The sequence below is a fragment of the Brevibacterium pigmentatum genome, assembly GCF_011617465.1.
In the GTDB taxonomy this organism is placed as follows: Bacteria; Actinomycetota; Actinomycetes; order Actinomycetales; family Brevibacteriaceae; genus Brevibacterium; species Brevibacterium pigmentatum.
Genome location: NZ_CP050153.1, coordinates 3439961 through 3465294 on the forward strand (window position 1 = coordinate 3439961; position 25334 = coordinate 3465294).

Annotated in this window: 16 protein-coding genes and 1 tRNA gene; 10 read left to right on the top strand and 7 right to left on the bottom strand. The window is 65.9% G+C overall.

Annotated features, from left to right (window positions below; translation table 11 throughout):
* Nucleotides 1-218: 218 nt before the first annotated feature.
* Entirely contained in the window at nucleotides 219-2759 is a 2541-nt protein-coding gene (locus GUY30_RS15725; RefSeq protein ID WP_228281452.1) for an LCP family glycopolymer transferase, read from the top strand.
* Complete coding sequence (locus GUY30_RS15730; protein ID WP_167199615.1) at nucleotides 2756-5020, top strand: FAD/NAD(P)-binding protein; 2265 nt, start codon at nucleotides 2756-2758, stop codon at nucleotides 5018-5020. The genes GUY30_RS15725 and GUY30_RS15730 overlap by 4 nt, the downstream gene beginning before the upstream one ends.
* 368 nt (nucleotides 5021-5388) lie before the next feature.
* On the opposite strand, the gene GUY30_RS15735 is transcribed toward GUY30_RS15730, so the two are convergent.
* Both GUY30_RS15735 and GUY30_RS15740 read right to left on the bottom strand, forming a co-directional pair.
* Nucleotides 5389-7785: a YhgE/Pip family protein gene (locus GUY30_RS15735; protein ID WP_167199618.1), complete on the bottom strand. Its 2397-nt coding sequence runs from the start codon at nucleotides 7783-7785 to the stop codon at nucleotides 5389-5391.
* Nucleotides 7782-10742, bottom strand: coding sequence for an MMPL family transporter (locus tag GUY30_RS15740; RefSeq protein ID WP_167199621.1), 2961 nt, complete (start codon nucleotides 10740-10742; stop codon nucleotides 7782-7784). Before GUY30_RS15740 ends, GUY30_RS15735 begins: the two co-directional genes overlap by 4 nt.
* Nucleotides 10743-10877: 135 nt before the next feature.
* Here GUY30_RS15740 and GUY30_RS15745 point away from each other — a divergent pair, with 135 nt between their 5' ends.
* Together GUY30_RS15745 and GUY30_RS15750 are read left to right on the top strand one after the other, a co-directional pair.
* Nucleotides 10878-11540 carry a TetR/AcrR family transcriptional regulator gene (locus GUY30_RS15745; RefSeq protein ID WP_228281453.1) on the top strand — a complete coding sequence of 221 codons (663 nt, stop codon included), beginning with the start codon at nucleotides 10878-10880 and terminating at the stop codon, nucleotides 11538-11540.
* 69 nt (nucleotides 11541-11609) lie between these two features.
* Nucleotides 11610-12590 (top strand): hypothetical protein, encoded by a 981-nt coding sequence (locus GUY30_RS15750; protein ID WP_167199624.1) that lies wholly within the window; start codon nucleotides 11610-11612, stop codon nucleotides 12588-12590.
* A gap of 40 nt (nucleotides 12591-12630) precedes the next feature.
* On the opposite strand, the gene GUY30_RS15755 is transcribed toward GUY30_RS15750, so the two are convergent.
* Both GUY30_RS15755 and GUY30_RS15760 read right to left on the bottom strand, forming a co-directional pair.
* Nucleotides 12631-13788: a C45 family autoproteolytic acyltransferase/hydrolase gene (locus tag GUY30_RS15755; protein ID WP_167199627.1), complete on the bottom strand. Its 1158-nt coding sequence runs from the start codon at nucleotides 13786-13788 to the stop codon at nucleotides 12631-12633.
* Nucleotides 13789-13816: 28 nt separating this feature from the next.
* On the bottom strand, nucleotides 13817-14899 hold the full coding sequence (locus GUY30_RS15760; RefSeq protein ID WP_167199630.1) for an MBL fold metallo-hydrolase: 1083 nt from the start codon (nucleotides 14897-14899) through the stop codon (nucleotides 13817-13819).
* A gap of 311 nt (nucleotides 14900-15210) precedes the next feature.
* Here GUY30_RS15760 and GUY30_RS15765 point away from each other — a divergent pair, with 311 nt between their 5' ends.
* Nucleotides 15211-16647 carry an APC family permease gene (locus GUY30_RS15765; protein ID WP_167199633.1) on the top strand — a complete coding sequence of 479 codons (1437 nt, stop codon included), beginning with the start codon at nucleotides 15211-15213 and terminating at the stop codon, nucleotides 16645-16647.
* A 245-nt stretch (nucleotides 16648-16892) separates the two neighbouring features.
* Here the strand turns inward: GUY30_RS15765 and GUY30_RS15770 are convergent.
* Both GUY30_RS15770 and GUY30_RS15775 read right to left on the bottom strand, forming a co-directional pair.
* Nucleotides 16893-16980: transfer RNA gene (locus GUY30_RS15770), tRNA-Ser, on the bottom strand.
* Between the two features lie 199 nt (nucleotides 16981-17179).
* Entirely contained in the window at nucleotides 17180-19834 is a 2655-nt protein-coding gene (locus GUY30_RS15775) for a maltokinase N-terminal cap-like domain-containing protein (protein ID WP_167199636.1), read from the bottom strand.
* A 196-nt stretch (nucleotides 19835-20030) separates the two neighbouring features.
* On the opposite strand from GUY30_RS15775, the gene ilvA reads away from it, so the two are divergent.
* The 5 genes from ilvA to GUY30_RS15800 all read left to right on the top strand — a co-directional run bounded on the left by ilvA (nucleotide 20031) and on the right by GUY30_RS15800 (nucleotide 24401).
* Complete coding sequence (ilvA, locus tag GUY30_RS15780; protein ID WP_167201143.1) at nucleotides 20031-21302, top strand: threonine ammonia-lyase IlvA; 1272 nt, start codon at nucleotides 20031-20033, stop codon at nucleotides 21300-21302.
* A 105-nt stretch (nucleotides 21303-21407) separates the two neighbouring features.
* Nucleotides 21408-22418 carry an NAD(P)H-quinone oxidoreductase gene (locus GUY30_RS15785; protein WP_167199639.1) on the top strand — a complete coding sequence of 337 codons (1011 nt, stop codon included), beginning with the start codon at nucleotides 21408-21410 and terminating at the stop codon, nucleotides 22416-22418.
* The gene (locus GUY30_RS15790; RefSeq protein WP_167199642.1) at nucleotides 22415-22984 is read left to right on the top strand and encodes a proteasome activator; all 570 of its coding nucleotides are present in this window, start codon (nucleotides 22415-22417) and stop codon (nucleotides 22982-22984) included. The genes GUY30_RS15785 and GUY30_RS15790 overlap by 4 nt, the downstream gene beginning before the upstream one ends.
* Nucleotides 22981-23562, top strand: coding sequence for a hypothetical protein (locus GUY30_RS15795; protein WP_228281459.1), 582 nt, complete (start codon nucleotides 22981-22983; stop codon nucleotides 23560-23562). The genes GUY30_RS15790 and GUY30_RS15795 overlap by 4 nt, the downstream gene beginning before the upstream one ends.
* Nucleotides 23559-24401: an HAD family hydrolase gene (locus GUY30_RS15800; RefSeq protein ID WP_167199645.1), complete on the top strand. Its 843-nt coding sequence runs from the start codon at nucleotides 23559-23561 to the stop codon at nucleotides 24399-24401. Before GUY30_RS15795 ends, GUY30_RS15800 begins: the two co-directional genes overlap by 4 nt.
* Before the next feature lie 68 nt (nucleotides 24402-24469).
* Here the strand turns inward: GUY30_RS15800 and GUY30_RS15805 are convergent, their stop codons facing one another.
* Nucleotides 24470-25330 (bottom strand): HAD family hydrolase, encoded by an 861-nt coding sequence (locus GUY30_RS15805; protein WP_228281466.1) that lies wholly within the window; start codon nucleotides 25328-25330, stop codon nucleotides 24470-24472.
* Nucleotides 25331-25334: the final 4 nt, after the last annotated feature.

Below are 25334 nucleotides of genomic sequence, written 5' to 3' on the forward strand. Positions count from 1 at the left end.
GGGCCGAACGTCCCCTTTGTACCGCTCCCCCACACCGGAATTCCAGCATTCATCAATGTCCAGGCGTAAAATCGGCATGATGTGCTTTGCGGTCTGGTCTCAGATCTTCGCAGGAACACCGGTCGGAGAACCGAATGCCGCGGTGTGCCCTGCGCCGGAAATGAGAACGGCGAGCGGGCCGTACTGCACGAGTAGACAGTTTTTGAGGAGTAGACAACTTGCCGGAGTTTCCCCCTGACAAGCGCAGACCGCATGGGAGCGACCCCGATTCCCAGACAACAGGTCGTCGGCTCCGGGCCTCCGCTCGCCCCCGGTTCCGCGGCGACACCGTCGCCAGTGAAAGCGACTCGACACCGCAGTCGAACTCACCGCAGTCGAATTCGCCGCAGCAGAACTCACGGCCCTCGCAGCCTCAAGGCTTCGGCTCCCAGCGTCGAGACTCGCAGCAGCTGCCGACCTCGGCGGTGAACCCTCGCCGGTCCCGCACGAACTCCGACCAGAACTCCGAGCGGTCCTCTGATCCACGATCCGACTACTCGTTCCGCTCGCGCTCTCGCACATCCGCCGACCCGTCGGATAACCGACTCGGCGACAGCCCCCGCGGAAACGGATCGTCGGCCAGGTCTCCGCACGCCCCGCCGCCACGCCCGGTAGCTCCGCGCACTCGCCGCGAAGCCCGGATGCTGCGCGCTGCGGCCGCCAGCGGAGCCTCAGCGGCCGGAGTCGCCGCGGCAGCAAGCTCGAACACACAGGACAACCCAGTCGTCGGCCCCCGGCACGGATCTGCCCACGATGCGCCGCGCACATTCGCACGGGACGAATCGGCCGCCTCGGCGAGGGATTCCCGCATCTCCGACCGCCACGACCCCGACTATCGTGACTCCAACCATGCGGACGACGACGTCGACGGAGATTCCGCTCCGACTACTCGCCGCGATGCCCGCGAACGGCACTCGGCCGAATCCCGCGGCCGGGGCCGGAAGAAGACCTCCGGCGCACGGGCAGCACGAGGCGCCGCGGCCGCAGCAGCTGTCGGCGCAGGAAGCGCGGCGGCCGCCGGCAAGTCGTCTGCCGCGAGAGCATCTCGCAAAGCTGACTCTGCCGACGACGAGAGTTCGACCGGTCACGAACCGGGACGGTCCCGCCGTCATTCCTCCCGCCTCGGCGAGTCGTTCCCCAGCCTCGTCGGCTGGACTTCGCTGAGCACCCTTCTGCCCGGAGTCGGACTGCTGCGCACACGCTTCCGGCCCGCCGGACTCATCGTGTTCGGTCTCTTCGTCCTCATTCTGCTCGTCGGGCTCATCTACCTGCTGGTCAAGGGACCGGTGCGCGCGGTTGCCACGATCGTCGCCAGCCAGTCTCTGCTGAACTTCCTCGCCATCGCCGCCGTGCTCGTGGCCGTGATCTGGATCCTCGTGATGGTCGTGTCCCACCTCGGGCTGCGCCGCGGGCACCGATACCGGCCCTGGCAGAACAAGATGGCCGGCGTCCTCGTCGTCTCGCTGGCGCTCATCATCGGCATCCCGCTGGGCGTCGGATCGGTCTTCGCCCGCGTGCAGTCCGACACGGTGGCCAGCCTCTTCGGCGACAGCACCGGCAAGGCCCACAGCGCCGAGGAACTCTGGGCCGACAAGCCCTATATCAACGTCTTCCTCATGGGCCGCGACAACGGCGACGACCGGGAAGGCACTCGCCCGGACACAATGCTCGTGGCCTCCATCGACACGAAGACCGGCAACGCCGCGCTCATCTCCGTCCCCCGCAATCTCGCGTTCCCGGTCTTCCCCGAAGGCAGCGAACTCGAAAAGGCCTGGCCCGACGGATTCCGCCCCTCCGGCGACCCTTCGCAGGACCTCATCAATGCCGTGTGGCAGTGGGGCGAACAGAACCCCGACCAGATCGGCAACCGGCACGGACTCGAACCGGGAATGTGGACGACGATGCAGGCAGTCGAAGGCTCATTGGGGCTCAAACTCGACTATTGGGCCGCGGTCGACATGGCCGGATTCGAAGACGTCGTGGACGCCATCGGCGGAGTCAAGATCGACGTCGAACGCCCGATCCCGATGGGCGGCGGAACGTCGCTGTCGGGCGTGAAGAACGAGGTCTACGGTTGGGTCGATCCCGGCCCGCAGACGCTCAAGGGCAAGGACGCACTGTGGTACGTCCGCTCTCGTGAAGGCAGCGACAACTACGATCGCATGTGCCGTCAGCAGCGCATGCTCAAGACCACGCTCGAACAGGTCGACCCGCAGGAGATCGCCACGGCCTATCCGAAGCTCGCGAACTCGGCGACGCGGAACATCGCCACCTCGATCCCGCAGAACGAGATCCCGGCCTTCATCGAGCTCGCTCTCATGATGCAGAAGGGCGACGTCACCACGGTCCAGATCAACAACGACGTCACTCCCACCTACGATCCCGACTTCGACGTCCTCCACAAGTGGATCCTCGGCGAGGTCAAGGGCGCATCCGACGGCGAGGAGACCCCGAAGCCGACGAACGACGGCAGCAAGTCCCAGGAATCCGAGGACAGCGCGGAGTCGACCGCGGACAGCACAGAAGACACCGCCACCGAGGAACCGGCCGATTCCGCGGACGGATCCACCGATGAAGCCGGCGCCGAGGCGGACGCCACCGAAGCGACAACGCCGGGTGAGCCCAACGCCGAAGGCAAGTGCTACCCGAAGGGCTTCAAGCCCGGTGACGACTTCCCCGGCTACCCCGGACCCGACGGCGGAACCGGCGAGCAGGGGTGAGCCAGGCTCCACAGACTCCTGTCCCCGCGGTCGCGATCATCGGTGTCGGACCGCGGGGTCTCACCGTTCTGGAGAGGCTCGTGGCGCTGGCGGCGAAGCGCTTCGCCGGCGCTGCCGAGACTGCGCTGACCATCCACCTCATCGACCCGTACCCGCCCGGTGCGGGAATCGTGTGGCGCACCGACCAACCCGAGTCGCTGCTGATGAACACCACCATCGCCGAGCAGACCGTCTTCCCGGACTCCAGCTGCACATTCCTCGGTCCTGACGACGTGCCGACCGGCCCGTCCATGGCCGAGTGGTACGTCGCCGACGGCGGCACCGAGCCTCTCGACTCGACCTTCCCGAGCCGCAGCCTCTACGGCCGTTACCTCCGCGATGCGTATCGTCGCATCCGCGCGGGCGCACCGGACTTCATCGAGATCGTCGAGCACCCGACGAAGGCAGAATCCGTCATCGACCTGCCCACCATGGACCTCCCCCAGCCGGTTCCTGAGGGATCGCGGGCCACAGTTCCCGAGCAGCTCGTGCGTTGCCAGAACGGCACGACGATCGTCGCCAGCGCAGTCGTGCTCGCCGTCGGCCACATTCCCAGCGCCCAGCCCGAGGAGCGCGCCCGCCTGGCCGCGTTCGCCGAGCGCAACGGCGGGCTCTACCTGCCGCAGGGTCTGCCCGCAGAAACCCCCGTCGCCGAGGTGGCCCCCGGTGAGCGGGTCATCGTCCGTGGAATGGGGCTCAACTACTTCGACCTGCAGACCCTGTTCACTCATGAGCGCGGTGGCCGCTTTGTCCCCGAGACCGGCGGCCAGCTGAGCTATATGCCCAGCGGTGACGAACCGCGGCTGACGCTGGGTTCGCGGCGCGGAATCCCGTACCGCAGCAAACCGATCTGTCACGAGCATCCGCGCAGGGACTGGCCGCTGCGGTTCTTCACGAAGGACAACATCGCGCTCCTCGCCGGCCTCGACGACCTCGACGGGGAGCGCAAGGCCGGTGCCCGGTTCAATGATCAGGTGTGGCCGCTCATCCTCGCAGACCTGCGCCTGGCGTACTATCACACGCTCTCCCAGGTCCGCCCCGAAGCGTTCGCCGATGATCCCGGTCAGCTGCGCGAGGCCATCAGCGAGGCGGTCTCGCGCCACCTGACCCGGCGCACCTGGCAGGAGACCCACCCGCAGTCGGCGGGCGACGTCGCTACGGCCGGGGCTCGTACTGCCGCGACTGCTCGTGCCGAGGCCAGTGGGGCGGCGACCGCTCGTGCCGAGGCCAGTGCCACGACCACCGAGGAGGCTGCCCGCCAAGGCCGCGTCACCCGCGAGGCTTTCGCCTGGTCGGAGGTCGAAGAGGCGCTCGTGCCCGATCCCGCCGATCGCATGTCTCTGCACACTCTGCTCAACCCGCTCGAAGGCGAGCTCTTCACCAGCCGTGAACCCGGCGAGCAGGGTTCCCTGCACGAGTGGATGCTCGACTTCCTGCGCACCGACCTGCGCAGCTCCCTGGCGGGTCCCACCGGCAGCCCGGAGAAGGCACTCTTCACCGTGCTGTGGCAGTCACGGCTGCTGCTCAAGGAGCTCATCGTCGCCGGTCACATCGACCGGGTGAGCATCGACATGGAGATCCTCGGCTGGTTCGAGGGCTTCGTCTCGGGCATCTGCGATGGGCCTCCCCCGCAGCGGATCGCCGAACTCATCGCCCTCGCCGAGGCGGGAATCGTGTCCTTCATCGGCCCCGATATGCGCATCGAAGAGAACCAGGCCGCACTCGACGCGACTGCGGCAGACGCCGGCACAGTGTCCGCGGCGAAAGCGTATGCGACCGGTGCGGAAGAGGTGTCCGGGGCGAATGCGGATGCGCCCGTCAACGGGGCTCAGGCACCGCGACCGGAGATCTTCACGGTCACCTCGGCGCAGGCCGCCGGCGAGATCACGGGCAGTGTCGTCATCGATGCCGCATCCCCGACGAACTCCGTCTCGCGGGCAGCGGACGTTCTGCTGTACGGGATGTTAGAGCGAGGTCAGCTCACTGCGGCCCGTCTGACCTTGGACGACGGTCGGGAGAAGTTCCTCAACGGACTCGCACTCACGCCTCGGCCCTATCGCACGATCGATGTCGAGGGCAACGTCCACCCGCGCCGATTCGCGCTGTCGATCCAGTTGTCGTCGAAGCAGTGGGGTCTGGCAATCGCCGCGAATCCGGGCACCGATGCGGCCACGCTCAACGACTCGCACGCCGCCGCCGAGGCGATCCTCGACCTCCTCTGAAGCCCGCAGGCTCTTGCCCGGCGCCAGTCGCCCAGCACCGAACGCGAACTACCCCGTTTAAGGTGAACAGCCCTGTTTCAAACAAGAGCTATTCACCTCAAACTGTGCTGTTCGCAGACTCGCCCCGCGCCTCGGGGGCGCAATAGGTACACCTTCCTCTGAACTGCTCACCGAGGAAAGTGTCCCGTCCAGAGAAGACGAGACCAAAACAGCCTTCCTCAGCCCACTGACGCTAACAGCACGGTTTAAGGCGATTAGCCCCTGTTCAAACAGGTGCTGTTCGCCTTAAACTATGCTGTTCGCAGACGTGCCACGGTGCGACGCCCCAGGGCCGTCCTAGACGGCGCCCCGGAGCACCGCCCCGACGCTTACGCCATTTCGAGGGCGGCTTCGGGCTTCGTGGTCCGTGCCCGCACGATGGCCAGCAGCGACATCACGATGCCGATGACCGCCCAGGCCAGCAGCCCTCCGTAGGCGGCGGCCTGCCCGGTGGTGCCCGCGGCGATCGCTGCGAAGCCGTTCATCGACGGAGTCAGCGGCAGGATCGGCGCCACGAAGTCGAAGAACTGCGGCACCGCTCCGATCGTCCGACCCGCCACGGCCAGCACGACGGCGATGACCGAGAGGAACCTGCCCACTCCCCCGAACCACGCCACGAGGGCGAAGTTCAAGATCATGAACACGATCGCTGAGACGAACGTGAGCACCGCGATGTCGAAGCCTTGGATCGCGTCGATGTCCATCACGGTGACCGCGAGGATCGAGAGCACAAGCGCCTGCAGCACGCCGACGACGAGGCCGGGCAGCAGTCCGCGCGCCCAGACGGCGAACGAGGACTTCGTCGAGAGCAGAGCCCACGCCGGGATCGGCTTGAGCACCGTGTAGGTGACGAGTCCGCCGATCCACAGTGCGAGTATGATCAGCAGCGCGATCGTCGATCCCGCCAGCACATCCGTGACATTGTCCGTGTCAGGGGATTCGATATTCGCCGAGGCGACCTTGGCCAGGCGGTCACGCTCCGGAGTCGTGTAGGACGGCACTTCGTCCGCGCCGTCCTGGACACCGTCGGCGAACTTGCTCACGCCCTTCGCGTACTTGCCTGTGCCCTCATCGAGCTTGTCCAGGCCGGCCGCCAGTTCGGAGGTGCCGGTCGCGGCTTCGGAGACACCGTCGGTGTACTTGCCGACACCGATGCTGTATTCGTCCAGTCCATCACTGAGCTGCCCGGCACCGTCGGAGAGTTCGGAGGAGCCGTCTGCGACCTTGCCGATACCCTTGGACAGGGCCGGCATACCGTCGGCGAGCTGCTGGTTGCCGTCGGCGACTCCGGCGGCTCCGTCGCGCAGTCCCTTCGAGGCCTCGAGCAGCTTCGGAGCATTCTTCGAGATGTCCTCCATGCCCGTCATCAGGTCACCGAGGCCGTCTTCGAGTCCCTTGACGAACTTGGTCACACCGTCGGAAAGCTGCGATGCGCCCTTGGCGAGTTCATCGGAACCGCCGAGGAGGGACTTTCCGGTGTTCGGGTCCTTCTCGTCGAGCCCGTCGGCAGCCTGATTCAGACCGCCCGAGGTGCCGTTGAGCAGTCCCTGAGCGTAGGCCTGTTCAATACCCTTGCAGACCTCGTCCGGAGTGCCGGTCGGGCACATCTCGGCCCGTGCCTGCTCCGCCTCGGCGGCGGTCATGATGCCGGCAGCCACGAGCGCGTCGAGATCCGGCTTCGTCCCGGCCAGCTGATCGGCCTTGTCGGCGCCGTCTTTCAGTCCGTCCTGATACTGGTGCAGTCCATCGGAGAGACCGGACGCACCTGTGGACACGCCCTCGGCGCCCTTCTCGAGCTCCTTGCCTCCCTTCGTGATGTCACCGAGGCCGCCTTCACCCGAGTCACCGGATCCGGCGAAGCCCTTGATGATCTCGTCGATGGACTTCGTGTACTCGTTCACACCGTCGGAGAGCTCACCGGAACCGTCGGCCAACTTCTGCGTGCTCTCGGGCAGCTTCGATGTCTGCTTGTCGAGTTCGTTCAGGCCGCCGGACATCTGCGAGGCGCCCTTGGACAGTTCGCCGGCACCCTTCGACAGCTCCGTGGCTCCGGACTTGAGCTCACCGCCATTGTCGCCGAGCTGCTTCATGCCCTTCGACAGTTCGCCGGCGCCCTCAGCCGACTGGCTGGTGCCTTCCTTGAGGCCTTCGGCGCCCTTGTCGAGCTCCCCGGCAGCGTCGCCGAGGTCCTTCATCTGCTCGCCCATCTTGTTGAAGCCGACGTAGATGTTGTCGAGGTAGGTCTCGGTCATCTGTGTGTTGAAGGTCGTCCGAGCCACCTCGGCGACCGATCGGGAGATCTGCGTATCCAGCGCGGGCGCGGTCCCGGACACGTCGACGTCGAGCTGCGTCTGCGTCGCCGACTTCGCATCGTCGACCGAGGTCACAGCGCGGGAGAAGCCTTCGGGGATCGTCAGCTTCGCGGCGTACCTGCCGTCGGACAGCCCGTTCTGCGCATCCTCCTCGTCGGTGATGACCCAGTGGATGTTGCTCTCGTCTTCGCCGACCAGACCGCTGGTCAGCTGTCGCCCGATCGGCACGGTCTTGCCGTCGACCTTCGCTCCGTCGTCGTTGTTGACGATGGCGGCTTCGATGGTCTCGAGACGGTCGCCGCTCTTCCACGTGGCGAGGATGAATCCGGCCGCCACGATGATCGGGATGAGGACCAGCCCGAGGAGGGAGAGCCAATTCACCGGCTTCTTCGAGTTCGCACGTTCGAGTCTCACGACTGCACACCTTCCATGTTGGTGCTGTCGACGGCGTGGGTGTGTTCGCCGTCTGATTCGCTGTCGGTTCCGCCTCGCTCATCGGGTCGAGCCTCGTCGAGGTCGAGGTGGAAGTAGTTCGTTTCGGGGCTGAAGATCCCGGTCACATCCGCGTCGGGCATGCCGAGGATGACCGTCGTGCCGTCGGCGACGAGCTGCGGCAGGAGGTCGCGCAGGTCCCGTGCCGGTCCGGCCGAGTCCCGTGCTCCTGTCGCGAGCTTCTCCGCTCCGTCGATGACGAGCAGGTCCGGCGCCGAGGCGGCCATCCGAGAGATGTCACGTGGACTGATCGCCTGGTCGGCTTCACTCCGACTGAGGTCGAGATAGGGAACCTGGCGACGGACCCGTCCGGCGTGCTCGGGCAGGACCTGCTGGCCGATCTTCATCTCACCAGCCGTGAGTCCGACACGACCGGAGACGGCCAGCAGGAGGGCCCGACGGGCGGCACCGCTGGCGACGAGGATCTGGCCGGGCAGAAGGGAGATGTCGACGCGGGCGAAGCCGCGGTCGCCGGAGTACACGCCGATGCCGCGACCGTAGACGCGGTAGTCGGAGTTCGGTTCCGGCCAGTCGCGCAGGGCCACCTCGTGGGCGAGGCCCTCGCCTTCGACGTCGAGTCGCGGCAGGATCCTGTCGAGCCTCTTCGGCAGCCACCAGGCCTTGTCGCCGAGCAGCTGCATGATCGCCGGCACCAGCGACATGCGCACGAGGAAGGCGTCGACGAAGATGCCCGACGCCAGGGCGAGCGCGATCGATTTGATGATCGGTTCGCCGGCGGGCACGAAGGCCGCGAAGACGGAGAACATGATGATCGCCGCGGCCGAGACGACGCGGGCCGATGAGGCGAAGCCGGCTCTGATGGCCTCCTTGGCCGAGGCCCCGTGGACATAGGCTTCGCGCATGCCGGAGACAAGGAACACCTCGTAGTCCATGGCCAGGCCGAAGAGGATGCCCATGACGATGATCGGCAGGAAGCTGATGACCGGTCCCGTCCCGTCGATGCCCAAGGGCGCGGCGAAGAGTCCTTCGTGGAAGACGAGGACGACCGTGCCGAAGGAGGCGAATACGGACAGGAGGAAGCCGCCGGTGGCCTTGATCGGCACCGCGACGGATCGGAAGACCATCATGAGCAGGATGATGGAGAGTCCGACGACGAAGATGCCGAAGGGCAGCAGAGCCTTGCCGAGCTGGTCGGAGACGTCGATCTGGATCGCAGTGGCACCGGTGACGGCGGTGTCGAAGTCGAAGTCGTCCTCGATCTCCGTGCTCAGGTCCCGCAGCCGGTCAACCGTGTCGAGGGTCGCCGGGTCGTCGGAGGCGGTGGTCGGAATGATCTGGAAGAGCCCGACGGTGGCATCCCGGTTCGGGGTGGCCATGATGACCTGTTCGACGCCGTCGACCGTCTCGATGCGCTCCTCGATCTCCTCGACGTCACCGAGCGGATCATCGCTGGTCACGATCTGGCTGGTCATGACCAGAGGCCCGTTGTAGCCGGGTCCGAAGTGTTCGTCGATGAGGTCGTAGGTCGCCCGCGCCGGGGTGCCCTGCTCCTGGTCACCCGCGGTGGGCAGGGACAGCTGGAGCTGAGCGGCGGGGATCGCGAAGAGCGCGAGTCCGCCGACGATGACGACGATGGTCAGAAGCGGGATCTTCGTGACGACCTTCAGCCATCCGGCGAAGAACTTGTTCATGATCGTCGGCGGGCACGGATCGCCGCCCTCGGCGCGCGCCTCGTCGGCGATCTTCTCCCGCAGTGCCGGGTCGGTCACCTCGGCGGGGGTGGATGCGGAGCTCTCAACCGCCTCGGTGGAGGTCGATGATCCCGTCGCCGAGGCGGCCGTGCCCGCCGTCGCCCGCTGAGCGGCCGCGGCGTAGGCCTTCCGGTAGCGCTTCGTCGGCTTCGGGGTGATCTTGGACTTCACGAGTCCCAGCAGGGCGGGGACCATCGTCAGGGAGATCAGCACGGCCACGGCGACGGAGCCGGAGGCGCCGATCCCCATGATCGTGAGGAAGGGGATTCCGGCCAGGGAGAGCCCCAACAGGGCGATCATCACGGTCATGCCCGCGAACACGACGGCGGATCCGGCGGTCGCGACGGCGCGTCCGGTCGCCTCGATGGGGTCGTGGCCTTCGGCGAGGAGGTCGCGGGCGCGGGAGACGATGAAGAGCGCATAGTCGATGCCCACGGCGAGGCCGAGCATGAGCGCGAGCATGATCGACGAGGAGTTGATCGTCGCGAATGCGGTGCCGCCGACGATGAGCAGCACGGAGATGCCGACGCCGATGAGCGCGGTGATCAGCGGCATGCCCGCAGCGCGGAAGGACCCGAGGGTGAGCAGGAGGACGATGAAGGCGATGACGACGCCGATGCCTTCGACCCAGGAGATCTCGACACCGGTGATCTGGAAGAGTTCACCGCCGCCTTCGACCTCCGCTCCGGGCAGGGCATCGCGCAGCGGGTCGAGGGCCTCGATGAGGTTGTCGCCGGCGTCCTCTCCGACGTCCTGCTGAGTCCCGTCGTACTGGACGGAGATCATGGCCGCCGTCTCGTCCTTGCTGATGGCGCCTTCGACGAGGTCGGAGTACGGGGAGGTCACCGTGTCGACATGCGGAAGATCCTCGATGCGTTCGATCTCATCTTCGATCGCGTCCTTGTACTTCTCGTCCTCGACCGAATCGCCGTCGTCGGCGACGACGATCACCGAGGCGGAGACACCCGCGGCTTCGGGGAACGTCGACTTCATCGAGTCGAGAGCGGTCTGCGCCTCCGAGCCCGGGAGCGTGAAGTCGTTGTCGAAGTCCTTGGCGAAGGCGGCGACTCCGGCACCGACGAGGACGAAGATCAGCAGCCACGCGGCGATGAATCGCCACGGGGTCCGATACGCACGACGGCCCAGGGCGTAGAGGAAAGTTGACACGAAAACCTCGATACAAAAGTGTATTGGATACAGTATTGTATTGTTGTGCACTGCCCACCATCCATGCAAATGGATCCCAGGATTCGTGCAGATTCTCATAGGATGCTCAGCCGCCGACAGGACCACCGCCGCGAAATGACGATGAACACAGACGAACTCAGCCCACGCAGACGCCAGACCCGATCCACCCTCGTTCAGGCCGGCACCTCGGTCTTCGCCGTCCGCGGCATCGACGGCGCCTCGATCGAGGAGATCTGCGAGGCCGGAGGCCTGACCCCCGGGGCGTTCTATTCGAACTTCTCCAGCCGTGACGATCTGGTGCTCGCAATCATCGAGATGCGCATCTCGGAGAATCTCGATCGCCTCGACGACACGATCCAGCGGTGGTCTGAGCAGCTCATGGCCACTGCCGAGGTGCCGGAGATCAAGGCGCTGATGACACAATTCATCGACGATGTCTTCAATGAGAAGAAGCAGACCGTCGCCGAGACGATCACCGAGCAGGAGATCGAGCTCTACTGCCTGCGGGTGCCGCACCTCCACGCCCGCTATGTCGAGCTCAACGCCACTCAGCTGGACCGGCTGGCCGCCCTGGTGGCCACGGCCCTCGATGTGGCCGGGGCGACGACGAAGCAGCCGATCGGCGATTTCCTCACGGTCATCATCTCCGTGTTCAACCGGATCGCGCTGACTGCAGCGGCGGGGAAGAAGATGGACGACCACGTCGCCATCGATCCGACCCTCATCGTCGAGGCCCTCATGCACCTCATCGACTTCTGCCCCGACAGCGATGGCTGAACGAGTCTGCCCCTATCACGAGGCCTGAACGCGCTCGACGAATCGGTTCGAGGCACTAAGGTGGTGCCCGTGAACGAACTCCAGCGCGAATTCTCTGCTTTCATCAACAATATGGACGTCCGCCTCGGCGCGTTCGTCCTCGCCGACCTCCCCGAGACCTTCGAGAAGGAGGACGGGGAGACCGTGAAGTTCCCGAAGGACTTCGGGCCGAAATCACTGCCGATGCTCGAACTCTTCGTGCTCTCGAAGTTCCCGAACACCGAGGAGATCCTCAAACCGGAGCACCGCCGCTTCTTCGAAGGACTCATCCGCTACCTCGGCGAAACCTATCTGCGTGCGATCGGCGGGGCCTGGGACCACGACGAGTCGACGGGCAACGGGATGCCGTTCATCCGTCCCGACAATGCCGACGGTCCGGCCGCCGGTGAGCCGATCCCGCTGGTGGGCATCGTGCTCGCCGCCGTCGATCAGCGCAGTGCCGAGGTGTTCACCGCAGTGCTTGAGAAAGCCAGGGAGCTCCTCGGCGGGGACGGGCAGCCCAGGCGCAAGTGCACGGGACTCTCGCTCGGCGCGCTCAATGCCGAGAATTCCAGCGAAGAAGAAGTCGAATTCCTCTCCCGCTTCATCGGCACCGTTGAACCGGGCATCGCCGCCTGGACCCAAGAGCAGGCCGATCCGAGCTCATGGGGCTTCGACCGGGAGAGCCTCGCCCGCCTGGGCAAGCAGGTCGCAGTCCGCTATGACGGCCCCGACGACATGATCGCCGAGGACGAGACTCCCTTCACCGCCGGCGCCATGCGATTCATCGGCGAGACGGTGCGCCGCATCGCCTTCGGCCAGTGGCGCTACGGCGCCGGGCTCGAAGCCGATGATCCGCGCAGCAAGCAGCCGTTCATCCGCTTCGTCATCGGCGAGCAGAACCTCGACCTCGTGCCCTGGCGACTCATTCAGGCCGCACTGGAGGACGACGATGCGATCGCCTCCGCCCTCGATGCAGTCATCGAGATGCGTGAGCAGGAAGCCGCCGAGGCGGCCGAGAGCTCCGACTGACCCGACGCGTGGGACCGCCGCGGATTCAGAGTTGGAAGCTTCAGAGTTGGAAGCGGCGGTTTCCGTTCAAGCCTTCGGCCGGCGAGCCGGGAGCGAGGTCGATCTGTTTGCGCGCCGGATCGATGCGCACGCTCACCAGGGTCGCCGAACGATTCCCGTACGCGGCGTCGGGCGCCGGAGTGCAGCACACGGGTGCTTCTCCCGGCCCCGTCGTCAGCAGCTTCGTGAGATCCCCGATCGTCACGGGCGCGTTTCTCTCGCCGTCCGATGCGACTGCGCGTTCGGCTTCGAAGCGCACGACCGCCTCGGCGAGGTGACGATAACGCTCCTGCGAGGTCGAATCGGGGCGCAGTTCGAGCGCCCCGTCGAGCAGATCCGGGTGCAGGAAGTGGTTCGTGTGGAGGAGGAACCCGGACGTCCCCGTCTCCCCGCCGGCCGGGCACGTTGCCCGTGCCCGACGTTCGCGCTTGAGGGCACCGGCGATCTCCACCTGGACGGCCGCCTCGGCGGTGATGACGGTGATGATCGACGACGATGATGTCGGGGCCGAGCCGATGATCTCGAGCGCCTCGGCGAGGGTGCTGGCTTCGGCCAGGATTCGGGCGAGGATCATGTGGATGGGCACTCCCCCGGCCTCGTCACCGGCGTGCTTGAGGATGTTGAGCAGCACCCCGACGCCCGCCTCGTTGAGACCGATCTTGCCGAGCATTCCGAACTCGGCGATGCCCACGTGCCGGTGCTGCCCGGGCACGGAACCGACATCATTGAAGTGCCACAGGGTGGAGAAGTCCGCCGCCCAGTCCCAGTTCTGCGCAGCCACGGAGGCCCCCGGGCTGGTGTGGCTCACTGTCGAACATTCGGTCGGTGCGGTCGCCGCCTGAGTCATGATCTCGGTCCGGGCGACGATCTCCATGAGAACGGTGACGTCGATGCCGGCACCGGCGGCCACGGCTTCGACCTCCTCAGCCCCGGTCGGCCACCATTCCTGCAGCCGCTGCCAACTCGACGCTGCCGCGGACTCCACAGCCGCCTCGGTGATGGACAGGTGCGAGAAATAGCGCCGATACGCGTCCAGGGTCGAAGCGATTCCCGTGCGGAGTTCCTCGCCGCGACGATGACCACGCTCGTGGTGGTCGCTCGCACGGACGGCGAAGGTCGTGGGCCGCACCTCGGCGGCGGGGACGAATTCGGTGCTCATGGTGACTCCTTCTTCCGCCGGCGGCGGCTCAGTCCTTGCCGACGAGCGAGCCGACGCCGATGTCGATACCGAGATAATGCATGTGCGCGGCGGTTTCGGCAAGGGCGGCGAAGAGGTTGAAGTTGTGCAGACTCTCGAAGCCGCGGGACCAGTGCAGGCCCGCCGCGATCGAGTAGACGCTGTGGTCGTCGGTGGCCTCCATGCGGGCGCGGATCTCGCCGAGGCGCTCGTGATGGTGTTCGACGAGTTCGACCTTGCGATCATGGAGTCCGGTGAAGCGGAAGCCGTGGGCCGGCAGCACCGCCACATCCTCGTCGAGCTGTCCGATCTTCTCCAGCGAGCGCAGGTAGTCGCCAAGGCTGTGCGTGATCGCCCCGGAGTCGAGGCCGATGTTCGGGGTGATCGTCGGCAGCACATGGTCGCCGGAGAAGAACAGCTTGTCCTCGTCGCGGACGAATGCCGAGTGTCCGTAGGTGTGTCCTGGTGTCCACAGAGCCGTCACTCGACCCTCGTCGAGCGGGAGTTCGGTGCCGTCGTCGAGGACGTGGATGTTCTCGGGCAGCTGGCTCATCGCCTGTCGGTACAGGTTCATCGAGTCGCCCTTCGCCCCGCCCTTGCTCGATCCGACTTGGAGGCTTTCGACTTCGGCCCAGCGGTCCTCGGGGACTCCGTAGGCACGTGCGATGTTGAGGTTGGGGTCGACTCCGGTGCCGAGGTCGACGGCGTTGGTGTAGAAGCGTTTGATCGAGCGCAGATCCTCGCCGTGCATGGCGACCCAGGCGTCGGGGTTCTTCGCGAGCAGAGCGGGCACGAGCCCGATATGGTCGCGGTGATAGTGGGTGATCGCGATTCCGTGGATATCGGCGACCGTGAAGCCGAGGTCGTTAAGCGCCGAGGTGAGCGCCAGGTACTGGTCCTTGCCGTCCCAGCCCGGGTCGATGAGGACGACGCCGGAGCCGTCGACGAGGGTATAGCAGTAGGTGTAGACGAGAGGGTTGTTGGGGATCGGGACTGGGAGAGCCCAGACACCTTCGGCGACCTGTTCGACCGGCGGCAGGACTCGATCCTTCCATGCCGCCGACTGCTGGGAACTGAGCGTTTCGATCGCCATTCTGCTCTCACACCTCTCGTGGGGCCACATTGTCCGTTGACTGCAATCTACTCTGTTTCGCGTCGGCGCTGACGGTTCGTTCGATAACCGGGCACGGCACCACCCGACCTGACTACCGATATCGTTGCCGATATTGACGGTATTCATCGGAAAGGTCACGATTTCACACTGATACCCGTCCCGATCCTCGGCGATGGTTTCGTTTTCAGTACCTTGGGCGTTAAGATCATGACGCACATCACTTCCGGGCCGGTCATCGATGGCGACGTCGACGGCCCGGCGGGCGGCAAGACTCATTGGGGAGGATTGATATGGCTGCCTCTGGCTCACTGAAGCGCAACCTCGGACTGTGGTCCATCGTCGGACTCGGACTCGGCTATATGACGCCGACGGTCGTCTTCGACACATTCGGAATCGTCTCCGAACAGACGAACGGAGCAGTTCCGGCGGCGTACCTCGTGGCTCTCATCGTCATGATCTTCACGGCCTTCAGCTACGGCAAGATGGTCAGGGTCTTCCCGACCGCGGGGTCGGCCTACACCTATACGCGGGAGACGATGTCACCGGGGCTCGGCTTCCTCGTCGGGTGGACCTCCCTCCTGGACTATCTGCTGCTGCCGATGGTCAACTGCCTCATCATTCGGCTCTACATGGAGTCGATGGTCCCCGATGCGCCCCCGTGGGTGTGGGTCATCGTCTATACGATCGTCATGACCGGCATCGTCCTGTCCTCGATGCGGGGAACGGCGAACATCAACGGCATCCTCCTCGTCTTCGCGGTTGTGCTCGTCGCCACGTTCTGCGTGCTCGCCGTCATGCAGCTCAACGCCGGCGAAGGGGCCGGAGTCGTCTTCAGTCCGGAGCCGTTCATCCATGAGGGCGTCCACCTCGGCGCGGTTCTCACCGGTGCGACCGTCGTGTGCTTCTCGTTCATCGGCTTCGATGCGGTGACGATGTACACGAACGAGGCGAAGCACGTCAGCCTCATGCCGAAGGCGATCATGCTCACCGTTCTCGCCGGCGGTCTCATCTTCCTCGTCGCCGGCTATTTCGCGCAGCTGCTCTTCCCCGACAATTCGCAGTTCACCATCGTCGACGATCCGCTGCCGGAGATCGGCATGATCACCGGCGGCCACGTGTTCCAGCTGTTCTTCGTGGCTGCGGCATTCGCTGCGACCGCCGCCTCGGGGCTGGCTTCGCATGCGTCGGTGTCGCGGATGATGCTCGTAATGGGCCGCAACGGGGTGCTGCCGCGCAAGGCCTTCGGCTACATCAACCCGAAGACGCACACTCCGGTGTTCAATATCGTGCTCGTCGGTGCGGTGTGCCTGCTGGCGATGTCATTCAGCCTTGAGCTCATCTCGGCGCTCATCAACTTCGGTGCGCTCATCGCCTTCACCTTCGTCAACCTCACGGTCATTGCGCACTACGCCTTCCGGACCAAGCAGGTCAAGGACTTCAAGTCGGCGTTCAGCTACGTCGTGATGCCGGCCGTCGGCGCGATCCTCACAGGAGTCCTGTGGGTCAGCCTGCACGGGACCGCGCTCATCGGCGGACTCGTGTGGCTGGCGATCGGCATCATCTACCTGGCCGTGCTGACCCGCGGCTTCCGCCGGTCGGTGCGCAGCTTCGACGACCCCGAGGCTGACGCCGAGATGTCCGAGCCGGAGATGCCTGAGGCAGGCGAGGGTGCTGGGACGCCCGAGGCTCCTCGGACTCCGGGCCCGGAAGCGCCAGTGCGGGATTGAGACTGCGCGACTCGGTCTGAGGCAACGGCTCCACTCGGGCCGTCGTGCAAGCGCTGCATCGCGAGAATCCCGTCGTTCAAGGCGAAGCGCGGTTATCGGTAGGTCTGCCTGGCGAAAAGCGCGCTCAGCCTTGAACGGGCGTAAGCAGAGGCTTTGCCGCGAATGCTGACACGTCGTGCCGAGCGCACGAGAAAACCCCCGAACTCTTCGCTGCCGGCGATGAGTTCGGGGGCTTCACTGTTGAGCGGAAGCGGTGGGATTCGAACCCACGGTGCGGGGTTGCCGCACAACGGTTTTCAAGACCGTCTCCTTCGGCCGCTCGGACACGCTTCCCTTGGTTCGTCCACGCCTATGTCAGAGATGGAACGAACCCGGCCTGCTCGACACGAGGTCGAGCTACCATAGTTTCTCACAACCGCAACAGCATCTGCCAATTGGCCGCTCGGGACTTGGCGGGCGCGGCGACGCGACTCGCGATTGGTGCCGATGTCGTCCACCCTTCAGCGCGGCGCAAGCCGTTCAGCGGACGCAGTCAGTCCTTCTTGTGCTTCTTCATGCGGTTCCGCTTGCGTTCGGTCCCCAGGAGTTCGTCGAAGACGGAACCTTCCGCTGATTTCGAATCCTTGCCGGACTTGTCCGGCGATTCGTCAGGCCGTGCCGCGGCATCATCGCGCCCCTTGTTCGGCCGATCGGCGATCTGTTCGCCGAATGTACCGCGGTCATTGCCGGAATTCTGCGAGCGCTCGCTCCACGTATGCCCGAGCTTCGGTGCTTCCTTCGGCTCAGCCGGCTGCGGTTCGTGCCCGGTGCTGTCCGAGTCCTCCGAGGTAGCACCGCGAGCCGCGAAAGAGGCTGGCACCCGTCGGACCGGAGCTTCCGGCTCTTCCTCTTCGACGAACTCTTCGTCGTCGGCAGCTTGGGCTGGAGCCCGAGCCGTTTCGGGCTCGTCGTCCTGAGGCGGAACCACGGTTGAGTCCTCGACGTCGTCGATGTCGGGATCCGCGACCGCGTCGACGGTGTTCTCCGCGGTATCGGCGACCTCGACCTCATCGGCTTCGGGGGCAGCGGCTTCGGATTCGTCGGTCTCGGAGTCACCGGAGGCGGACTCCACCGCAGGAGCGGCGTCCGCCGCGCGCACTGTTCCGGGCGCTCCAGCCGCTTCGGGCTCTGCCGAGACAGCTTCATCTGCTCCGCTTGGTTCTGCAGGCTCTTCAACAGCTGGTCCCTTGGAACCCGCCTCTTCAGCGTCCGAGTCTTCGTTCGCCGAGGCTTCGGAGGCCTCGGAGTCAGAGTTCGCGATCGCAGCTGCGACGGCGCCGGAGGTTCCGCGGGGTGCGGCAGCGACCGATTCCGAATCGGCGGCAGTCGCTTCGTCGGCAACGGGCGCCACGGCGAACGAGTCGCTCGACCCGGCATCCACGTCCGAGCCCGCCGCATCGGCAACACCAGCTGCACCAGCCACACCGGCAGCATCGCCGGATGCGGGCGATCCCTCGGACGCTTCAGACCCAGCCTCGCTGGATTCGGCCCAGCTGGGACGGGGCTCGGCGGCCTCCTCGGTGCGGGACGGCTTGCCCTTGAGGACGAGGGTGAGCGTGGCCAGCGGAACGGACAGCCAGTTCGGGCGGTTGCGCAGCTCGGCGACGACCTCAACAAGGAGTCGGTCGACGAGCGCCGCACGCAGAACGGGATCGCTCAGCCCGATGCTGTCACCGCGAGCCCGCGAATATCCGGACAGCAGCGAGTTCTGCACCTGCGAAGCCCACAGGTATTCAGGCGAATCGAAGATCGCACGCAGCGCCCCCGGATCATTGCCGAAGCCGCTGACGACCAGCGAGCCGTCCTCGGAGTCCAGGGCATCGGTGCGCTGCAGACGAGCGAAGCCGGCGGCGTAGTCGATGCTGCGCAGCAGGGCCACGAGGTCGAAAGCCGCGGGCTTGGGATCCGAGTTCGTCGAGTCCGTGAACTTCACGACCGAATAGCCATCGGTCGACGAGCTGACCACATGGTCCAACGTCAGCTCGCCGTGGATCTTCTGCAGGGTGCCGATGGTCTGGAGTCCCTGCAGTCGAGCACGGTGACCGCGCAGCTCCGGAACCAGCGAATCCAAGGCAAGAGGTGCCCGACCCAGCGCCCAGTCGATGCGCTCGACCCACTTCTGCACGAGCTGCTTGGTCGGTTCGCCGGCACCTTCGACGACACCGAACTCGGCGGCCATGTCAGTGTGCAGCTCACCGATGCGCCGCCCCATCTCGGCGGCGTGGGCGTTGTAGGCACCGATCGAACCGGAGTCGACAGCGCACACCGTGTTCACGGCCTCCCGCCAGGCGGGCTCGGCGTCGACATCGACGTGGGAGAGCAGCGCCATGGGCGCCTCCATCTCCTGGACCTCGAACATGTCGTACCAGCGACCCGAACCCCAGCCGATGACCTCGGGCACGCTGCGCGACCCCGCCTCGGTGAGGAGGACGGGGATCGTCAGCGATGACGGCATTCCGTTCTCGAGAACGCGGAAGAACGAGAGCTCCATCGGCTCATATTCGTCGTGGATGATCACCGTCGACTTGTGCTGCCCGGAGTCCGAGACCTCGATCGGGCGGATCTCCACGGGCATGACGTCCTCCGCCCCCACCGTGAGGTCACCGATCGATGGCTTCGGCGGGACCGCCTCGGCGGCGGTGTTCGTCGATCCATTCGCCGAGGCGGCATCGCCGTTCGCAGTCACCGGGAACGGCATCGGCGCACGGTCCCGGGCGTCGGTCTTCTCCTGGCTGTGGCGCAGGGATTCGGTGGACAGCTGGCCGCCGTCGAAGATCTTGCGCTTCGTGATCGCATCGGCCATGAGGTTGACGAAGACGGGGTCGGCGGCGCCGTCGTAGACGTAGACGGTACCGAGCGCGAGGTCGTCGACGCGGCCGATGAGGGCGTGGCGGAGGTGCATGTCCTCGGCACCACGCAGGGTCAGGGGGATGTTGAGGCGACGCAGGGTGGGCCCGTCGCCGACGGAGATGACGGTCACGAGACCGGCGAAGCCGCCGAGCTCCTCGGCGGTGTAAGTGAACGCGCGGGCCACCGACATGGGGGTGATGTCGGGGTCGGTCCCGAAATCTGCTGCGTGCTTGGGGAACCACGGCTGTCGAGGTATCCAGCTGGCTAACAGTTGTTCGAGCTCACTGCTGATGGCCATGACGTCTCCTAGAAGGGATTACGGGCATCCTCCATCCAATCATGATATGGGGTATTCGCGGTTCAGGGCGCACCCGAAACCCCGAAGTCGGGAGCCGAATCACGGTGTTCCGGCGGGTGCGCAGCGTCCTCATGTCGATACGAGTTGCCAAATAGCAAGACAAAGGGAGCACAATAGTCTGGTGGTTGAAACAGACATGACTCCCCAGAAGCTCACACTCGCCGGCGAGGTCGAGGCGGCTGCGCTGCGAATTTCCGATTCCGTCATCCTGTCGCCACTTCAGATCTGCGAGCGGTTGACGACCGCAACCGGTTCCACGGTCTACCTCAAGCGCGAGGACCTGCAGATGGTGCGATCCTACAAGATCCGCGGAGCCTTCAACTTCATGCTCCAGCTCGATGCCGACGAACGCGCCCGCGGTGTCGTCTGCGCCTCGGCGGGCAACCACGCCCAGGGCTTCGCTCGCGCCTGCAAGGAACTGGGCATCCAGGGCACTATCTTCGTGCCGAAGACGACGCCGAAGCAGAAGATCGACCGCGTCCGCCACTTCGGCGGGGAGCAGGTGACGATCGAGATCGCCGGCTCCACCTACGACGACGCCTCGGCGCTGGCCTACCGGTTCGCCGAACGCAATGAAGCCCTCCTGGTTTCAGCCTTCGACGATATGCGCACGATCGCCGGTCAGGGCACCGTGGCAGCCGAGATCCACGCTCAACTCGAGACCGACCCGGACTACATCATCGTGCCCGTCGGCGGCGGCGGAGTGCTCGCCGGAGTCGCGGCCTATGTGGCCGAACGGATGCCGAACACGAAGGTCATCGGAGCCGAACCCGCCGGAGCCGCCTCGATGATCGCCGCCCTCAAGGCCGGCCACCCCGTGACCTTGGAGAACATCGACCGCTTCGCCGACGGCACCGCCGTGCGCCGGGCCGGCAACATCACCTACGACGTCATCGCCGAACTCGGCCTCGACATCCGCCCTGTCGCCGAAGGTGCGGTGGCCACCGAGATGCTGGATATGTACCAGGTCGACGGAATCATCGCCGAGCCCTCCGGGGCGCTGGCCTCGGCTGGGATCGGCGGACCGGACTCGGACAAGCCGATCACGATCGAACCCGGATCGACCGTCGTGTGCCTGGTCTCCGGCGGCAACAATGACATCTCCCGCTACCCGGAGATCCTCGAACGCTCGCTCGTCCACGAGGGACTCAAGCACTACTTCATCGTCGACTTCCCGCAGGAGCCCGGCGCCCTGCGCCGGTTCCTCAACGAGGTGCTCGGGCCCGAGGACGATATCGCGATGTTCGAGTACGTCAAACGCTCCGACCGGGAGACCGGACCGGCGTTCGTCGGCATCCAGCTCGGCTATGCCGAAGACCTGCCGAATCTGCTCGAGCGGATGGAAGCCTCATCGATCGAGGTCGAGCGCGTGCACCAGAACTCGCCGATGTTCCGTCTCTTCGCCTGAGGTTGGGTTGCGCAACTTGGCGGCTCGCCGCTGCTGAGTGGCGGATGATCGCCTGAGGAGCGGAAGCCCCTGCCCTCATGCCCACCCAGCTACTAGAGTGGTCGCATGCGCGCTATCACGATCTCCTCCCCCGGTGACCCCGAGGTCCTGCAGGTCACCGACGAACCGACCCCCGAGCTCGCCGCAGATGAGGTCCTCGTCCGCGTCCATGCCGCCGGAGTCAACCGGGCCGACCTGCTGCAGCGTCGCGGATTCTACGATCCCCCGCCCGGGGCCACCCTGATTCCCGGTCTCGAAGTCTCTGGCACGATCGAGAAGCTCGGCGCCGACGTCACCGGCTGGTCCGTCGGCGACCGGGTGGCGGCTCTGCTCTCCGGCGGCGGCTATGCCGAATCCGTACCCGTTCCCGCAGGTCAGCTGCTTCCCGTCCCCGATGACTTCGACCTCACCGAGGCGGCCGCCCTCCCCGAGGTGCTGTCGACCGTATGGTCGAACATCGTCGGCCGCGGACTGGTGAAGGCCGGCGAATGGCTGCTGGTCCACGGTGGCGGGTCCGGCATCGGCACGGCCGCCATCCAGGTTGCGCGCCGCCTCGGCGTGAAGATCGTCGTGACCGTCGGCTCCGAACGGAAAGCCGAATTCTGCCGTGAACTCGGCGCCGATGCCGTCATCAACTATCGCGAAGAGGACTTCGTCGAACGCGTCCGCGAAATCTGCACCCACGACGACGGGTCGACCGGCGCCGATGTCATCCTCGACATCATCGGCGCGAAGTACCTCGAGCGCAATATCAAGGCGCTGAGCACCGACGGCCGTCTCATCATCATCGGTATGCAGGGCGGAACGAAGACCGAGATCAACCTCGGTTGGCTCATGCAGCCGCGCAAGTCCGTATCCGCCACGACCCTGCGGGCGCGGCCGAAGGAACAGAAGATCGCCATAGTCGCCGAGGTAGCCGAGCAGCTGTGGCCGGCCGTGATCTCGGGAGACATCCGCCCCATCATCCACGAAACCATGCCGTTGACTGAGGCCGTCCGTGCCCATCAGACGCTCGAGGACGGGGCGAACATCGGCAAGGTTCTGCTCATCGTCGATGAGGAAGGTGCACAGCCATGACCGAGAACCCCGGCACGGGAGACGGTGTCGAGAACGACGCGACTCCGCCCACCGGCGCAGAGTCGCCGGCCAGTGAATCTGCTCGGGCCGACGGCTTGGCGCGGGCTCAGCAGGATCAGGCGGATGTCTCCTCACCGGCGAAGGTGATGCGCATCGGCACCATGGTCAAGCAGCTGCTCGAGGAGGTCCGCGGCACCGAGCTCGATGAGAAGGGACGCGAACGTCTCGCCGAGATCCACCGCCGCTCCATCGACGAACTCGAAGAAGGACTGTCGAAGGACCTCATCGAAGAGCTCGAACGCCTCGACCTGCCCTTCGATTCGACCGACGGTCCGCCGACGACTTCGGAGCTGCGGATCGCACAGGCTCAGCTCGTCGGCTGGCTCGAAGGTCTCTTCCACGGCATCCAGACGGCGATCATGGCACAGCAGGCTATGGCCCAGCAGATGGGCGGTCGCGGCCAGCTGCCTCCGGGAATGGTTCCACCCGGGATGACACCGGCGGAGGGACAACCCGATGAGAAGGAGTCGGACCGCGACGATCGCGGCACCGGCAACTATCTGTGAAGCGCTTCTTCTCCGGCTTGCGCAAGAAGGCGACGAAGACCGCGGTCAAGGACGATGACCGGTTCGGCACCGGTCTGTGGCGGCACAACCGCGACCGCTTCATCCGCGCCGTCGACCGGTACTACACCACTGCGGTGGCCCTCCACGAGGCACGGGACTCCAACGGCAGCGCCACGTCGGGAACCGCCTCGGCGAACGCGGACGACACATCCGACGGCAAGGCCACGGCCGCCTCGGCGAAGGATCCCGTCGACGTCATCGTCGACGGCACCCACCGGCCCAACGCACTCGTCGATGTCGTCGACGAGCTGACCGCGACCCTCCATGCCCGCTTTCCCGTCACCGGTCAGGTGGTGCCCGGGCCCGCGCGGCAGGCCGTCGGCGATGCACCGGAGCTGCTGACGAAGGCGTCGTCGAAGGTCGGTGAGGCGGTGCTTGCGGCATCGATGGCACGGTCGGAGGTGCCGACGGGACGGTCGATCGACTCGAGCGCCGAGGCCACGGTTCGGTTCATCTCGGACGCCGAGGAGCTGCTGGGGCGGGCGCGGGAGATTCTCGCTAAGGTAGAGGCACCATGAGACCTCCGATCAGCCCCGACATCCTGCCGCCCGATGATTTCGACCTCGGCCTCGTCGCCAGCGATATCGACGGCACTCTGCTGCTGAACTGGAAGCCGATCTCGACGGCCACGATCGATGCGATCCATCGTTGCCAGGATGCGGAGATCCCCTTCGTCCTCGTCACCGGGCGGCCCATGCGGTGGCTGGCGCCGATCGCCGAGCAGATCCCGGACCTCGGTCGCGTCGTGTGCCTCAACGGGGCGGTCGTCTATGACATCGCCTCGCAGTCCGTCGTCGATGCCCACAGCATCGACTCTCAGTCGCTGGCGGAGATCACCGCGGCGGTCCGCGTCGACCATCCCGAGGCCCGGTTCGCCTACGAGACGCTCAACGGCGGTTTCATCGACCGGGAGTTCGTCACCGCCCGACCGCGTGAGGCCCGGATCATCGACGATGTCTCCGAACTCGCCGGCGAAGACGTCGTCAAGGTGCTCGTGCGTCTTGAGACGAGCGACTCGCAGGCGATGCACGACCTCATCGATCCGCTCGTCGACGGCACCTGCCATGCTTCGTTCTCCGAACCAGACAACGGGCTCGTCGAACTCGCACCGTTCGGGATCACGAAGGCGAAGACGCTGGAGGGCTTGTGCGACCACCTCGGCGTGGCGCGGTCGCAGGTGATGGCGTTCGGAGATATGCCCAACGACATCGAGATGCTGTCCTGGGCCGGGCACGGAGTCGCGATGGGCAATGCGCTCGGGTCGGTCAAGGCCATCGCCGCCGCCGTGACCGAGGCCGTCGACGACGATGGAGTCGCCCGCTACCTCGAAGCCGTCTTAGACACCCGCCCCAACTGACCCCTATTGCTACCTGACGGCGGCCCAGCTACCTCGCGCGAGGTTGCTGGGCCGCCGTCAGGTAGTAATTAGGGGCGGGTGTTGGTGGTGCCCTCTGCTTCTAGGAGAGTCGTGTCGAGGTCGAAGTAGTCGACCAGAGCCACGGCGAGGCCGTCGTCGTCGATCGAGTCGGTGACCACGCTCGCGTGCACCTTGAGCTCGTCCTTCGACTGGCCCATGACGATTCCGTGCTCGACCCATTCGATCATCTCGATGTCGTTGAGTCCGTCGCCGGCGCCCACGGTGTGCGCATGTTCGACTCCGAGTTCCTCAGCCACGAGCTCCAGGCCGCTGGCCTTCGAGACCCCGTCCGGAGCGATGTCGAGCCAGTTGCTCCAGCCCACCGAATAGCTGACCTCATGGAGTCCGAGCGAGTCCACGGCGGCCGCGAACTCCTCAGCGGTGCCGTTGACCTCACGCATGACGATGCGGGTGGCCTGCTTCGTCAGCAGCTCTTCGAAATCCACGATGTCGAGCGTGTCTGATTCGGCGAGTTCGCCGACCGGGAACGCCCCGGACGCCCACCGGTGCAGGTCCGGATCCTCGACGAGGAACAGCGCCGTCGGCAGCGCCGCGTGCATCTGCTCGAGCGCATCCTTCGGGTCGAAGGACACCACATGGTGCATCTCCCACCCCAACGGCAGCTCCGGGTCGAGGCGGACGACGACGGACCCGTTCGAGCACACGACGAATCCGTGCTTGAGATCGAGCGCGTGGACGACCTCGAGCGCGCCAGGCAGGGCACGGCCGGTGGAGATCACAAGGTGGTGGCCCTCCTCGGCGAGCCGATCGAGCACCTGCTTCACCGACTCCGACAGGGATCCGTCGTATCCGACGATCGTGCCGTCGACATCGAGTGCGATGAGGTGCGGGGTCAATGTGTCTCCCAACGTA

What these genes read in the sequence shown, in the direction of transcription:
- GUY30_RS15745 (WP_228281453.1), top strand. Translation starts at nt 10,878, where the DNA reads ATGACGATGAACACAGACGAACTCAGCCCACGCAGACGCCAGACCCGA.
- GUY30_RS15755 (WP_167199627.1), bottom strand. Translation starts at nt 13,788, where the DNA reads ATGAGCACCGAATTCGTCCCCGCCGCCGAGGTGCGGCCCACGACCTTC.
- GUY30_RS15760 (WP_167199630.1), bottom strand. Translation starts at nt 14,899, where the DNA reads ATGGCGATCGAAACGCTCAGTTCCCAGCAGTCGGCGGCATGGAAGGAT.
- GUY30_RS15765 (WP_167199633.1), top strand. Translation starts at nt 15,211, where the DNA reads ATGGCTGCCTCTGGCTCACTGAAGCGCAACCTCGGACTGTGGTCCATC.
- GUY30_RS15775 (WP_167199636.1), bottom strand. Translation starts at nt 19,834, where the DNA reads ATGGCCATCAGCAGTGAGCTCGAACAACTGTTAGCCAGCTGGATACCT.
- ilvA (WP_167201143.1), top strand. Translation starts at nt 20,031, where the DNA reads ATGACTCCCCAGAAGCTCACACTCGCCGGCGAGGTCGAGGCGGCTGCG.
- GUY30_RS15785 (WP_167199639.1), top strand. Translation starts at nt 21,408, where the DNA reads ATGCGCGCTATCACGATCTCCTCCCCCGGTGACCCCGAGGTCCTGCAG.
- GUY30_RS15790 (WP_167199642.1), top strand. Translation starts at nt 22,415, where the DNA reads ATGACCGAGAACCCCGGCACGGGAGACGGTGTCGAGAACGACGCGACT.
- GUY30_RS15800 (WP_167199645.1), top strand. Translation starts at nt 23,559, where the DNA reads ATGAGACCTCCGATCAGCCCCGACATCCTGCCGCCCGATGATTTCGAC.